Annotated in this window: 13 protein-coding genes; 8 read left to right on the top strand and 5 right to left on the bottom strand. The window is 43.2% G+C overall.

The genetic code is table 11. The features are described from left to right. Positions 1-63 precede the first annotated feature (63 nt). The 7 genes from HOO90_RS04550 to HOO90_RS04520 all read left to right on the top strand — a co-directional run bounded on the left by HOO90_RS04550 (position 64) and on the right by HOO90_RS04520 (position 6,673). Positions 64-1,080, top strand: a complete 1,017-nt coding sequence (locus tag HOO90_RS04550) for a MoxR family ATPase (RefSeq protein ID WP_292839956.1) — start codon at positions 64-66, stop codon at positions 1,078-1,080. A 61-nt stretch (positions 1,081-1,141) separates the two neighbouring features. Further along, a complete protein-coding gene (locus HOO90_RS04545; RefSeq protein ID WP_292839965.1) occupies positions 1,142-2,005 on the top strand; it encodes a DUF58 domain-containing protein in 864 nt (287 codons plus the stop codon). Positions 2,006-2,008: 3 nt separating this feature from the next. Continuing rightward, complete coding sequence (locus HOO90_RS04540; RefSeq protein ID WP_292839953.1) at positions 2,009-3,028, top strand: hypothetical protein; 1,020 nt, start codon at positions 2,009-2,011, stop codon at positions 3,026-3,028. Further along, positions 3,028-4,017, top strand: a complete 990-nt coding sequence (locus HOO90_RS04535; protein WP_292839950.1) for a vWA domain-containing protein — start codon at positions 3,028-3,030, stop codon at positions 4,015-4,017. The genes HOO90_RS04540 and HOO90_RS04535 overlap by 1 nt, the downstream gene beginning before the upstream one ends. Further along, positions 4,014-4,568, top strand: coding sequence for a hypothetical protein (locus tag HOO90_RS04530; RefSeq protein WP_292839948.1), 555 nt, complete (start codon positions 4,014-4,016; stop codon positions 4,566-4,568). The genes HOO90_RS04535 and HOO90_RS04530 overlap by 4 nt, the downstream gene beginning before the upstream one ends. A gap of 34 nt (positions 4,569-4,602) precedes the next feature. After that, positions 4,603-5,631: a VWA domain-containing protein gene (locus HOO90_RS04525; RefSeq protein WP_292839945.1), complete on the top strand. Its 1,029-nt coding sequence runs from the start codon at positions 4,603-4,605 to the stop codon at positions 5,629-5,631. Between the two features lie 82 nt (positions 5,632-5,713). Beyond that, the gene (locus tag HOO90_RS04520; RefSeq protein ID WP_292839942.1) at positions 5,714-6,673 is read left to right on the top strand and encodes a VWA domain-containing protein; all 960 of its coding nucleotides are present in this window, start codon (positions 5,714-5,716) and stop codon (positions 6,671-6,673) included. On the opposite strand, the gene HOO90_RS04515 is transcribed toward HOO90_RS04520, so the two are convergent. Then, positions 6,643-7,122 carry a protein YgfX gene (locus HOO90_RS04515; protein WP_292839939.1) on the bottom strand — a complete coding sequence of 160 codons (480 nt, stop codon included), beginning with the start codon at positions 7,120-7,122 and terminating at the stop codon, positions 6,643-6,645. The genes HOO90_RS04520 and HOO90_RS04515 overlap by 31 nt on opposite strands. 64 nt (positions 7,123-7,186) lie before the next feature. Here HOO90_RS04515 and HOO90_RS04510 point away from each other — a divergent pair, with 64 nt between their 5' ends. Continuing rightward, entirely contained in the window at positions 7,187-8,215 is a 1,029-nt protein-coding gene (locus HOO90_RS04510; protein ID WP_292839936.1) for a folate-binding protein, read from the top strand. Positions 8,216-8,330: 115 nt separating this feature from the next. Here HOO90_RS04510 and ftsB read toward each other — a convergent pair whose 3' ends face one another. The 4 genes from ftsB to HOO90_RS04490 are packed head-to-tail and all read right to left on the bottom strand — an operon-like array spanning position 8,331 to position 12,546. Beyond that, the gene (ftsB, locus tag HOO90_RS04505; protein WP_292839933.1) at positions 8,331-8,669 is read right to left on the bottom strand and encodes a cell division protein FtsB; all 339 of its coding nucleotides are present in this window, start codon (positions 8,667-8,669) and stop codon (positions 8,331-8,333) included. A gap of 15 nt (positions 8,670-8,684) precedes the next feature. Beyond that, positions 8,685-9,971 (bottom strand): phosphopyruvate hydratase, encoded by a 1,287-nt coding sequence (gene eno / locus HOO90_RS04500; protein ID WP_292839930.1) that lies wholly within the window; start codon positions 9,969-9,971, stop codon positions 8,685-8,687. 59 nt (positions 9,972-10,030) lie between these two features. Further along, entirely contained in the window at positions 10,031-10,870 is an 840-nt protein-coding gene (kdsA, locus tag HOO90_RS04495) for a 3-deoxy-8-phosphooctulonate synthase (RefSeq protein WP_292839927.1), read from the bottom strand. Positions 10,871-10,914: 44 nt separating this feature from the next. Beyond that, positions 10,915-12,546 (bottom strand): CTP synthase, encoded by a 1,632-nt coding sequence (locus tag HOO90_RS04490; protein ID WP_292839924.1) that lies wholly within the window; start codon positions 12,544-12,546, stop codon positions 10,915-10,917. Positions 12,547-12,617: the final 71 nt, after the last annotated feature.

Here is a 12,617-nt window from a genome sequence, read left to right as displayed (position 1 = left end):
AACATTCTGTTACAAACTTTTAACAAATCAATTACTACTAATCACTTACTTAGGGCACATTAAATGAGCGATACACAACTTGCCGATTGGCGCAATCATGCACTTACCTTAGAGTCTGAAGTTAACAAGGTTATTGTTGGTCAACAAACGCCAGTGCGCTTGATTACCACTTCCATTTTCGCGCGCGGTCATGTGTTGCTTGAGGGGGATGTGGGGGTCGGTAAAACTACCTTGTTACGTGCTTTCACGCGCGGTATTGGTGGTGGCTATCAGCGTATTGAAGGTACGATTGACTTAATGCCGAACGATTTGGTCTACCACACCTATTTGGGTGAAGATGGTAAGCCGCACGTAAGCCCTGGGCCGATTTTAATGTCGGGGGAGAATTTGTCCGTTTTCTTCTTCAACGAAATTAACCGTGCTCGCCCACAAGTACATTCACTTTTATTACGCGTAATGGCTGAGCGCTCTTTAACCGCATTTAATAAAGAACATTACTTCCCGCACATGTTGGTTTTTGCAGACCGCAACCAGGTAGAAAAAGAAGAAACGTTTGATATTCCCTCTGCCGCACGTGATCGCTTTATGATGGAAATTCCAATCGTGGTGCCATCGGATGAACATATCATGGAATCTCTAGTATTTGATACTCGCTTTCATGATGCAGACGCACTGGTGGCTAATGTTCCTGAAAACTTATTGCAGTTTGATCAATTGAACAGTTTCGCCAGCTTATTGCAAAACAGTATTACCGCCAGCCCCACATTACGTAGCTACGTGCTTAATTTGTGGCGTGCCACTAAAACGCCAACCGATTTCGGAGTAAAAGTATCGGGCGTTGATATGAACCGCTTAGTGTTATCGGGTGCCAGCCCGCGTGGTATGGCTATGGTGTTACGTGCTGCCCGTGTGAATGCGTGGCTAAATGAGCGTAGTGCTGTCTTGCCAGAAGACATCCATGCGGTATTCCACTCTACGGTTGCGCATCGTTTAGTGTTTAGCCCAGTATATGAAATGCGCCGCACTGAAATCGCGCGCGATATGTTAAGCGGCATCATCAATGCCATCGCTACACCTTAACTACTCGACTAAAACTACACAACTACAACAAAACAATCATTATTTATTACCGATTATTTCAATGACTCCCGAGCCTATAAAAGAGTTTAGCTACCATATCGCATGGCGTTCGCGTTCGCGACGTCCAGGTAGGCATAAAAGCAACCAGCGCGGCATGGGCATGGAATTTCGTGGGCACACCACGCTGTTGTCATACCCGGACCCACGCCGCATTGATATCCGCCAGACCATACGTGACCCCTTAGAACAAATTCATGTGCGCATTTTCAACCAAAAAAGCGTAACCCCTGTGTTTGTACTATGTGACTTGTCGGGCTCTATGCAATACGGCAACGGCAAAACAAAAATCTCCATCGCGGCCGACATTGCACAATCGGCAGCACAATCGGCTACGCGTAATCGTGATTTAATCGGCTTTATTGGCTTTGATGATGTGGTGCGCGAAGATTGGCTTTGCACGCTTTCTGCCAGGCCGCACACAACAGTTGAAATGGCGGAAAATTTAAGAACCTACGTTCCGCAGGAAGTTGGCAGCCGAGGCATTATAGAAAGCGTCCGACTTTTACCACGTGAACGCTCGCTAATTTTTATGGTTTCCGATTTTCATATGCCTATGGCTGATTTAGAAGAAACCTTGGTATTGATGCAGCGCCATCATATTGTTCCCATTGTGCTTTGGAATAGTTCTGAATACAAAGATTTACCCGAGTTTGGCATTGCCAATGTTACTGACCCAGAATCTGGCGCAAAGCGCACGCTTTTTCTGCGCAAAGAATACCGCGACCGTATTCTGAAAAGCTTTGAAGACAGGCGTGTTGCGATTGAAAATCTATTTTTACGCTTCGACATGCAGCCGTTTTTTGTAGAAAACAACTTTGATGCTGACCTATTATCCGATTATTTCCACCAATACGTGGCCGCTTAAAACATGAGTCTATTTATGCAAACTTTATATTTAAAACCCAGTTTTTTAAAAGCAAACTTTTACAAGTGTGTATTGTTGATAATTGGCAATTTTATTTTTGCCCAACTCGCCTTCGCTGACATCGTTTTACCAGACGTCAACCCAAAATACGTGTCGATTCAAGAAAGCAATCCAACACGCGATGCAGGCTTTGTTGTGGGCGATATTCTGGATAGAACCATTACCCTAACCATTAAAAAACCTTATCAGTTAGTTAAAGAATCACTGCCGATAGTGGGTTATGAGCATCGCTATAAAGGCCAGATTTCTGGCATCGAACTCATCAATATTAGTACTGAAGAAAAACAAAATAGCGACAGCGTGACCCATGTCATCAATTTGAGTTACCAAGTTTTTACTACCGGAAAATTAGCAAAACCAGCCGCGCTTCGAGCAGAAATTGTTAAGCTTAGAAATACTAATAATAAAGATGTCGTGCAGTATCGTATCCCCTCTTACAGCTTTCGCATTTCGCCGCTTTCTGTGTTTGGTGCGGTAAAACTGAAAGAAGAAATGAGTCCGTTCATTCCGCCATTAAAATTGGATTCTGGGAAAGAAAAACAACAAATCAAAATATTATGCGTGCTACTGGGCCTATCTTTACTAAGCTTGCTCTACATCTTCGGCATGCGTGCCTGGCTACCCAGAATGGGCGCACCCTTTGCAAAAGCCTATCGTGCAATTCGGAAAACTCCCGACACGGCAGAAGGTTTAGAACAAGCGGTTAGTCGCCTTCATGAAGCATTAAACAAGACCGCTGGCACAAGTCTGTTCGGCAATAATATTGACGTATTGATAACTGCCAAACCTGCTTTTTCTGTTGTTAAACCTGAAATAGAACAGTTCTTTGGCTTGTCACGGCAAGTCTTTTTTGAATCCGCCGCCGCCACCAACTTAGGCGAGAATTCAAAAGCCTGGCTACAAAAATTCTGCCGACGCCTGCGTGATTGTGAACGTGGACTGACTCCAGAAACGAGTAAATAATGGCGTTTGTTCATCCATTAATATTATGGCTGCTGCCATTGGCTTTATTGCCAATCTTGCTTGAGCGCTCGCATACACGAAGCTACTCCTGGGTAGACATGTTACCAAGCGACCCTCTATCGAATTTTATTGGCTTTTTGCTTAAAGTCTTAGCTGCTATCGCTTTACTATGCATCATTCTTGGCTTAGCTGGTCCACATAGCCTTGAACAAAAAGTCGAACGTATTGGTGTAGGCGCACAAATTGGCATGGTAATCGATAGAAGCGCCAGTATGGACGATCCATTCTCTGGCGGGACCGCCGAAGGTCGTGTTGGCGAAACAAAATCAGTCGCAGCTGCCAGATTAATGACAGACTTTGTGAATGCGCGTAAAAACGACATGATTGGTGTGATTACATTCAGTAATTCTGCCATGTACGTCTTACCTCTTACCGAAAGCCGTGAAGCTATTTTAGCGGCCATCAAAGCAACTGCTGGAAACTCACTGTTTCAAACTAATATCGGTGGCGGATTAACCAGTGCCGTTGGTTTATTTGAAAAAGTACCCGATTCAGGTTCACGTGCCATCATTCTGATTTCAGATGGCGCTGGCCGCGTCAGTTGGGAGATTCAGCAGAAATTACGTGATTGGCTACAACGCTATAACATTTCACTTTATTGGGTGGTTTTGCGCCAACCCGGTGGCGTAACCATTTTTGACCCAAAATATGAATCGCACTACGAAGAAGCACTGCCAACAGAAGTTGAACTTTACTATTACTTCAAAACCTTAAGAACACCTTTTAGCGCTTACGAGGCTGAAGACCCAAAATCGCTCGCCGCTGCGATGGCGGACATTAACCAAAAAGAAAAAAAACCGATCAAGTATTTTGAAAAAATACCAGGGCATGATTTTACTCAACTCTGCTACCTCATTGCGGTGCTGATGATTGGGCTTTTACTCAGCGTCAAATATTTAGAAGTTCGAACTTGGAGTGCAAAAAAATGACATTTCACTTACCCAAATTAAGTGTAAATAAAGTGAGCTTAATATTAGTCGTCATCGCCATTGCATCGGCTATTGGCATAGCCTATGACCTCAATCGTATTCGTCAGATAAGCGCTTTTAATCAAGCAGTTACCAGTGGGAAAAATCCGCAAACAGATAGACAAAGCTTTGAAGCACGCTATTCAACTGCGTATTGGCTCGCTAAAAACGAGCGTTTTAAAGAATCGACTTTACTCTACTCGCAATTAACACAAAAAGGCACGCCCAGCCAACGCGCAGCGGTACAGCACAATATTGGCAATATGTTTTTCTTAAAAGCATTGCAAGTTGGTGGTGGCAACGACTCTAAAGTACGCGATGAGGTCGAATACTTACTTAACCAAGCGCATAGCTCTTACAAACAAGCACTCAAACAGGACAATAGCAACTGGGGCACACGCCGTAATTTAGATCGCGTAATCTCCTTATTGCCAGAAAATCCAACACCAGGCACTGGCGAATCCGATTCGCCTGGTCTGATTATGGGGAATATTCCAAATGGCTTACCTTAAATTTAAAAAATCAATCTAAACATAAGGTAGTTAAATGAAATCCTGGTTCATTTATTTCAAAAAAAATCGTGATACTGTCTTGCTGGGCGGCGCATTACTGTGTCTGATAGCAGCTCTATTTCAGCCGTCCATCCCAATTAAACACAACATTTATACCTATTTTTTAATTGCAGATATTTCGCAAAGTATGAATGCTGTGGATATGGAAATCGATGGTAAACCTGCTACGCGGATCGCTCATACGCAAAAGATATTGCACGAGACCATTTCATCTTTGCCTTGCGGTACAAAGGTAAGCATCGGGCTTTTTGCAGGTAACAGTGTAGCCGCGCTGTATACGCCAATTGAGGTCTGTAATAATTTTGCAGCGATTCAGGACACCATAGACCATCTGGACTGGCGCACGGCGTGGTCTGGCAATAGTCGTGTGCGAGAAAGCCTTTACGGTATCGCAAGAATCATCCGCAGCTTTCCCGAACCAGCGCAGGTAATCATGATTACTGATGGCGAGGAAGCGCCGAAATTACACACCTTCAACACCAAAGACCTCACAAGCTTTCAAGGAGCTGACGGCTGGATATTTGTTGGTGTAGGCTCTGAAAAAGGTGTAGCTATTCCTAAATTAAGTGAAAAAAATCAGGTCATTGGCTATTGGTCAAATGAAAGCTTTGCATTGCAACCAGGTATCGCTCAGATTTCAGAATCCACACTTGGTGTTCGCGACGATAACGTTGCCGGTGAAAATGACCGTTTCATTTCAAAACTCAGCAGTGAATACCTAAAGTCCTTAGCCAAAGAAGTTGGCGGGACCTATGTACTGGGTAACAATTTCCATAGCGTAATCGATGCGATGAAGGCGCAAAAACCTGCTAGGCGCGATGTTGCGCCCTTTGATCTCAGTTGGATACTTGCCTCGCTGGCCGCCCTGCTATTGTTAGCCGCTTACATCAATCGACATCCTATCCAACAAATTAAAACTACACTAAAATTGTATAAAAAAGACTTTAAACTACGCTACAGCGGCAATGAATCCGCAATCGCACACGATAATCACATTAACTAATTGACCATTCATTTACTTGAACAAATTAATTCGAAAATTTATCCATCACAAAGATTTATACCTATTATTGGTATGTTTTATATTGCTCGCCATTGCGTTGTTTAGACCTACCGTACCAGTAAAACATAATATCTACAGCTACTTTATGGTGATTGATATTACCCAAAGCATGAACACTGTAGATATGAAAATTAATGGAAAACCCGTTAGTCGCATTGCTTACACGAAGCAAATATTGCGTGAAACAATTTCGTCCCTGCCTTGTGGCACCAAAGTCGGTTTAGGCATGTTTTCTGGCGTCAACGTGGTTACGCTCTATCTTCCGATTGATGTTTGCGAAAATTTCTCTTCTATACAAGATACACTAGATCACATTGACTGGCGTAGCGCCTGGACGGCAGATAGCCGTGTGCGTGAAAGTATGCTGTCTTCTGCTCGCGTCGTGAGTAACTTTCCTGAACCAGCTCAAGTCGTCTATTTTAGCGATGGTGAGGAGGCGCCAAAGCTGCACGCCTTTAATACACGCGATTTAAGCACATTACAAAATGCAGACGGCTGGTTACTGGTTGGCATTGGTAGCATGCAAGGTGCCGCCATTCCAAAATTCACCGAAAAAAATCAGCTCATCGGTTATTGGTCACACGAAAGCATGCAATTAGCCCCAGGGGCTGCGCCAATTGCAGCGGCAGGGTTGCTTAAACGCAAGCGTGACGTTGCTGAAAGTGTAAATGACCGCTACATAGCCAAACTTTCTGAAACAAGCATGATGGCCATGGCTAAAGAAATTGGCGCTACTTACGTGCGTGGTGATAACCTACAGGCACTTTTATCGGCCATGAGAAAACAAAAACCTGCACGTAGAGAATGGACGCCCATCTCAATTGATTGGCTATTAGGAACACTGGCTGGACTTATACTGTTGTTTGCTTATGTACCACAACATCCACTCAAAAAATTAAAAAAACGTTTTTCAGGTAAAAAGCAAACTCAATCTAGCCATCAATTAAGCAATCACTCCCCTTCTTCAATAACTTTAGATTGAACGTCTACAGTCAGTTTTCCCCATAGTAAACTTACGCGCAGTTTTCGAAAAAAATCAGCCTCAGTGTTATCTTGTAACAGCAAAACATAGCGGTGTTGCCAAAACTTAAACCAGCGATAATGCGCTGGCAAGAGATGCAATACAGTTAAATATTCACTTACAAAACTATCATTCGCAATGTTATAAGTCAGGCTCAGTCCATTATTTTGCGTAAATCGCCATTCGCCCGCTTTATTTAATTCCACTTTCTTCCATGCCCAAGGTAATGAAAGCAATCCATCCCGCATTACAAAATAAATGGTAGCGAGTAAAACAACTAGCAGAAAAAGAATAACGACCAAAAATGGCATCGACACCAGTAACAGTAAGGCACCAAAGAACACCCCGGCAATGACAAGTATTACCGTAAGTTTTATTGAGGGTTGCAAGATTAATGTAATCGGCTTCATGATATTAGTTCAAGATATAATAAGCGAAACAGACTTAACCAAATCAATTCATAAAGAGTACCACATGGCAAACAACGACTGGCAAGAATATCAATTCATACAAGGTGCCGTTTTTAATAATGAGACGATTACCTCTTTTGGTAATACGCAAAAAGAATTGCTTTTTACACAAAATGAAAACAGCATTTGTGATTTATCACATCTCGGCTTATTGGAAATCAGTGGCGAGGAGGCGATTAGTTTCTTGCAAGGCCAAGTAACGAATGATGTGAAGCTTTTAAATGGCCTAAATGCACACTATACGGGCTATTGCAGTGCTAAAGGTCGCCTTTTGGCATTATTCTTCGCCTTTTCACATAATCAAAAACTACATTTACAACTCAATCAAAAGCTGGTTGAACCAATCGCTAAACGCCTAAAAATGTATGTCATGCGTGCTAAAGTTAACATTAACGATGTTTCTGACAGCTTAGTAAGAATTGGCCTTAGTGGCAGTAGCGTTGCTGATTTACTTTCGCCTTTCTTTCCGGACGTTCCGTTGCAGGCCTACAGTACAAGCAACTCAGCACATGGCACTTTAGTCCGCTTACCCGGCAACCTACCTCGTTTTGAAATTATAAGCAATACAGCAAGTGCAAAAGAAATTTGGCAAGTGCTTAAAATAAATTGCAAACCAGTAGGTAAACCATGCTGGGAATGGCTAGAGATTCAAGCGGGCATCCCTGATATTTATCTGCAAACACAAGAAGCGTTTGTGCCACAAATGGTTAATCTTGATTTACTGGAAGCAATCAACTTTAAAAAAGGTTGCTATACGGGCCAGGAAATTGTTGCCAGAACCCATTATTTGGGCAAAGTCAAACGCCGCACCTACCTTGCACATCTCAATACATCCACCCCACCACAAGCGGGGAATGATGTGCTTAACGATAACGGTGAAATCGTTGGAAAAGTGGTTAGAAGCTCGCCAGCACCGGCAGGTGGCTATGATGCACTGGCAGAAATTCGGCAAGAGAGTGCTGAAGCTGAGGCCTTGTCTATTAATACAGTCAAGGTAGAAATACAACAGCCACCATATCCTTTAACACATTAGAGAAGACCGAACTAGTTAAATAGGCCTGAGTTTATTAAATAAGAATGTTCTTGGGCCCATGTATCGGATAATGGGCATTTGGCAACGGGTAGCCAGCCAGAATTCTCTATACGGGTTAATCGCTACTTTTTACTGATTTTTCTGAATGTGGCAAGGGTGAATTCTCGGCTGGTTTTACTCCTGAACTTTCCAGCACCTGATAAAAAACTTCATCTTTTTTTATCATCCCCAATTCACTTCTGGCGCGCTCTTCAATGGCGGCACGTCCACTCTTTAAATCACGCACTTCAGCATCCAAAGTAGCGTTTCGCGCTTTTAATATAGTGTTTTTTTCTTGCTGTGTTGCAAGCTGACGACTTAAATCCCAAACACGTAACCAACTGCCCTTGCCTAACCACAGCGGATACTGCAGCAAGGCAATGAGGATAACGAAAATTAGCGTCAGTGCTTTCAATTAAAAAGACTAAAGCTATTTAAACAGTTGATAAAATGCACCTAAACCTGCATAACTTGAGGCATCGCCTAACTCTTCTTCAATACGTAACAATTGATTGTATTTAGCAATACGCTCAGAACGGCACAATGAACCTGTTTTAATTTGTAGCGCATTCGTAGCCACGGAAATATCAGCAATCGTCGTGTCTTCAGTTTCGCCCGAACGATGAGAAACCACCGCGGTATACCCTGCACGTTTTGCCATTTCAATGGTTTGGAAGGTCTCAGTTAAAGTACCGATTTGGTTTACTTTGATAAGCACTGAGTTTGCCACGCCACGTTGAATGCCCTCACGCAAGATTTTACTGTTAGTTACAAACAAATCGTCACCCACCAATTGCGTGGTTTTGCCTAAACGTTTCGTTAGAATATCCCAACCCTCCCAGTCAAATTCACCCATGCCGTCTTCAATGCTGATGATTGGATATTTGTCTACCCATTTAGCTAAATAATCCGTGAATTGCGCTGAAGTCAGTGACAAACCTTCTGATTCTAAATGGTATTTACCATCTTTGTAGAATTCGGTACTTGCACAGTCCAAGCCCAAATACACATCTTTACCTGGCTCATAACCTGCAGCCGAAATCGCCTCCAGAATCAATTGGATAGCGGCTTCATTAGAAGGAAGATTTGGTGCAAAACCGCCTTCATCGCCCACGGTTGTTGCTAAACCTTTTTTATGTAAGGTTTTTTTCAATTGATGAAACACTTCCGCGCCGCAACGTATCGCTTCGCGAAATGAAGGCAACCCAGCTGGAATAATCATGAATTCTTGCATATCCACGCTATTATCTGCGTGCGCACCGCCGTTAATAATATTCATCATGGGTGTTGGCAATTGCATTGCGCCAGAACCACCCAAATAACGATACAACGGTAAACCGGACTCTTCAGCCGCAGCCCGAGCGCAGGCCATTGAAACGCCCAAAATCGCATTGGCACCTAAGCGGTCTTTATTTTCTGTACCGTCTAACTCAATCAGAGTTTTATCGATAAAACTTTGCTCTTCTGCATCTAGGCCAATAATGGCTTCGGTGATTTCTGTATTCACATTATCAACCGCTTGCAATACACCCTTGCCCAAGTAGCGATCTTTATCGCCATCACGTAGTTCCATTGCTTCTTTTGCACCAGTAGATGCGCCAGAAGGTACGGCGGCACGGCCAATTACGCCACTTTCAAGCAATACATCCACTTCAACGGTTGGGTTACCACGTGAATCTAAAATTTCGCGGGCGATAATATCTACAATTGCGCTCATGACTAGCTCCTCAAATTTACTTAGTTTTAGTTTTACTTACACAAATTTATTGATAGTGCTTACAAGGTTGATTCTATAAAACCAGCCTTTTTCACTAATCGATCCAAATCAACCAATACCGCTAATAAATCTTTCATTTTATGCAATGGCCAAGCGTTGGGGCCATCTGATAAGGCTTTTGAAGGATCAGGGTGCGTTTCCATAAAGATACCGGCAATACCACTTGCAACCGCCGCACGGGCCAAGACTGGCACATGCTCACGTTGACCGCCACTTTTATCGCCCTGACCACCTGGCTGTTGCACCGAATGCGTTGCATCAAACACTACGGGGCAATTGGTCTCGCGCATAATCGCCAAACCACGCATATCCGAAACCAGCGTATTGTAGCCAAACGAAACCCCACGCTCACACACCATTATGGTGTCTTGATTGCCATTCGCTTCATAAGCCTTTTGCACCACGTTTTTCATATCACCCGGTGCCATGAACTGGCCTTTTTTGATATTCACTGGCTTACCAGATTTTGCGCAAGCGGTAATAAAATCTGTCTGACGACATAAAAATGCGGGAGTTTGCAATACATCTACTACGCTTGCCACTTCTGGCACTTGTTCTTCGGTATGCACATCCGTCAAAATTGGCACACCGATTTGGCGGCGCACTTCATCTAAAATCTTTAATCCCTCGGAAATACCAAAACCACGAAACGTTTTATTTGAGCTACGGTTGGCTTTGTCATAAGAAGATTTATAAATGAAAGGAATATTCAGTGCCGCCGCTATTTCTTTAAGTTGGCCAGCCGTATCAATCGCCATTTGTTGTGATTCAATCACACATGGCCCAGCAATCAAAAATAAAGGTTTATCAAGACCCACTTCAAATCCACATAACTGCATACTTTTCCTCTATAAAATCTTGATAACTTTTAGCGTTTAATCGTCTACTTAACACCTTTGTGTGCAAGCGCAGCATTCACATAAGCCGTGAATAGTGGATGTCCAGAACGTGGATTAGAGGTAAATTCCGGATGGAACTGACAGGCGACAAACCAAGGATGCACGCTTTTTGGCAGCTCAATCATTTCGCACAAATCTTCCGTGGGTGTTCTAGCTGAAATCACCAGTCCCGCCGCTTTTAATTGCTCGACATAATGATTGTTAACTTCGTAACGATGGCGATGGCGCTCATTTACTTGCGCACCATAAATGCTTGCCGCCAAAGTGTTTGGCACGATAGGACAGACCTGCGCACCTAAACGCATGGTGCCACCTAAGTCTGAATTTTCATCACGTTTTTCTAATTTACCCGTAGCATCTTGCCACTCGTCAATTAAACCAATGAGTTTGTGAGGGGCATCTGGGTTAAACTCGGTACTATTTGCACCAAGCAAGCCAGCGACGTTTCGAGCAAACTCAATGACTGCGAGCTGCATACCTAAGCAAATTCCAAGATAAGGTATTTTATGTTCACGTGCATATTGAATCGCCGCCACTTTACCTTCGGTACCACGTTTTCCAAAACCGCCTGGCACCAGAATTGCATCCACACCTTTTAAAACTTCGGTGCCATTTACTTCGATATCTTCTGAATCAATGTAGATAACCTTTACTTTAGATTCGGTATGAATGCCAGCGTGAATTAAAGCCTCAGTAAGTGATTTATAAGAATCAGCTAAATCGACATATTTACCCACAAAGGCAATATTGACCTGATGTTTTGGGTTGGCCAAAGCATAAGCGATTTTTTCCCAGCTGGATAAATCCGCCGCTTTTGCCAGAATATTGAGTTTATGGCAGACAATTTCATCCAACATTTGGTCGTGCAATAAACCTGGGATTTTATAAATAGAATCTGCATCAATCGCACTAATCACAGCTTCAGAAGGCACGTTGGTGAACAAAGCAATCTTCTTACGTTCATCGTCAGGAATATTACGGTCTGCACGGCAAAGCAAAATATCTGGCTGAATACCAATTTCGCGCAATTCTTTTACAGAGTGTTGCGTTGGTTTAGTTTTGAGTTCGCCTGCGGTTGGAATCCAAGGCAATAAAGTTAAATGGATGTAACAGGCATTGGTTTTACCCTCTTCAAAGCCCATTTGACGTATAGCTTCAAGAAAAGGCAAAGACTCAATATCACCAACCGTGCCACCGACTTCAACAATCGCAACATCTGCACCTTCAGCACCACGTTTAACGTGGGCTTTAATTTCATCTGTAATGTGTGGGATGACCTGTACAGTTTTGCCTAAATATTCACCACGACGTTCTTTTTTGATGACCGTTTCGTAAATTTGACCTGTGGTGAAGTTGTTGCGTTTCGCCATGCGTTGGCTGATAAAGCGCTCGTAATGGCCTAAATCAAGGTCAGTTTCTGCACCATCATCGGTCACAAACACTTCACCGTGCTGAAAAGGTGACATCGTACCTGGGTCAACGTTAATATACGGGTCAAGCTTGAGCATGGTCACTTTAATACCACGCGATTCGAGGATAGCACCAAGGCTAGCGGCAGCAATGCCTTTACCAAGAGAAGAAACTACACCGCCGGTTACGAATACATATTTGGTCATGAAAGGCACTTATTATTTGTTGCAGACGGGAATAAATTTTACCGTAAAGGCATTACAATCACCAGTAAAAT

The sequence above is a fragment of the Methylotenera sp. genome (genome assembly GCF_013141425.1).
Taxonomy (GTDB): Bacteria; Pseudomonadota; Gammaproteobacteria; order Burkholderiales; family Methylophilaceae; genus Methylotenera.
This window is presented reverse-complemented; position numbering and strand designations above follow the sequence as displayed.

What these genes read in the sequence shown, in the direction of transcription:
- HOO90_RS04550 (WP_292839956.1), top strand. Translation starts at nt 64, where the DNA reads ATGAGCGATACACAACTTGCCGATTGGCGCAATCATGCACTTACCTTA.
- HOO90_RS04545 (WP_292839965.1), top strand. Translation starts at nt 1,142, where the DNA reads ATGACTCCCGAGCCTATAAAAGAGTTTAGCTACCATATCGCATGGCGT.
- HOO90_RS04540 (WP_292839953.1), top strand. Translation starts at nt 2,009, where the DNA reads ATGAGTCTATTTATGCAAACTTTATATTTAAAACCCAGTTTTTTAAAA.
- HOO90_RS04535 (WP_292839950.1), top strand. Translation starts at nt 3,028, where the DNA reads ATGGCGTTTGTTCATCCATTAATATTATGGCTGCTGCCATTGGCTTTA.
- HOO90_RS04530 (WP_292839948.1), top strand. Translation starts at nt 4,014, where the DNA reads ATGACATTTCACTTACCCAAATTAAGTGTAAATAAAGTGAGCTTAATA.
- HOO90_RS04525 (WP_292839945.1), top strand. Translation starts at nt 4,603, where the DNA reads ATGAAATCCTGGTTCATTTATTTCAAAAAAAATCGTGATACTGTCTTG.
- HOO90_RS04515 (WP_292839939.1), bottom strand. Translation starts at nt 7,122, where the DNA reads ATGAAGCCGATTACATTAATCTTGCAACCCTCAATAAAACTTACGGTA.
- HOO90_RS04510 (WP_292839936.1), top strand. Translation starts at nt 7,187, where the DNA reads ATGGCAAACAACGACTGGCAAGAATATCAATTCATACAAGGTGCCGTT.
- eno (WP_292839930.1), bottom strand. Translation starts at nt 9,971, where the DNA reads ATGAGCGCAATTGTAGATATTATCGCCCGCGAAATTTTAGATTCACGT.
- kdsA (WP_292839927.1), bottom strand. Translation starts at nt 10,870, where the DNA reads ATGCAGTTATGTGGATTTGAAGTGGGTCTTGATAAACCTTTATTTTTG.
- HOO90_RS04490 (WP_292839924.1), bottom strand. Translation starts at nt 12,546, where the DNA reads ATGACCAAATATGTATTCGTAACCGGCGGTGTAGTTTCTTCTCTTGGT.